The sequence below is a fragment of the Candidatus Binatia bacterium genome (genome assembly GCA_023150935.1).
Classification (GTDB): Bacteria; Desulfobacterota; Binatia; order HRBIN30; family HRBIN30; genus JAKLJW01.
In genome coordinates this window covers 1-609 of sequence record JAKLJW010000142.1, presented here as the reverse complement: position 1 = coordinate 609, position 609 = coordinate 1, and the positions used below count along the sequence as shown (strand labels likewise).

1 protein-coding gene is annotated in these 609 nt (G+C 75.9%); it reads left to right on the top strand.

What is annotated here, in order from left to right; genetic code table 11:
* Nucleotides 1–143: 143 nt before the first annotated feature.
* The coding region (locus L6Q96_23400) for a nickel-dependent hydrogenase large subunit (protein MCK6557494.1) at nt 144–609 on the top strand (466 nt) is incomplete at its 3' end.

Sequence of the window (609 nt, the reverse complement as noted above, 5' to 3'; positions counted from 1 at the left end):
CCCGAACCCGGCCTCGCTGCTGCGCGCCTTCGAGGCCGCCGGCCTCCCGCGGCGCGACGCCGTGCGGCGCCTGCGCCACATCAACGGCTGGCGGCGCGAGTTCCGCTCGCTCGCCGACGCGCTCGAGCGCGAGGACGGGCCCCATGACTGAGCGCCGGCGCATCGAGGTGGGGGCCCTGGCGCGGGTCGAGGGCGAGGGCGCCCTCCACCTCACCGTGGAGGACGGCCGGGTCACCGACCTGCGGCTCGAGATCTACGAGCCGCCGCGCTTCTTCGAGGCCTTCGCGCGCGGGCGCCGCGCCGACGAGCTGCCCGACCTCATGGCGCGCATCTGCGGGATCTGCCCGGTCGCCTACCAGATGAGCGCGGTCCACGCGATCGAGGCGGCCTGGGGCGTGACGCCGGCGCCGGCCGTGCGGGCCCTGCGCCGGCTCTACTACGCCGGCGAGTGGCTCGAGAGCCATCTCCTCCACATGATGTTCCTGGCGGCGCCCGACCTCCTGGGCCTCGACGACGCGATCGCGATCGCGCGCGTCCACCGCGGCGAGGTCGAGCGCGCGCTGCGCCTGCGCAAGCTCGGCAACCGGATCCTGATCCTGCTCGGCGGCC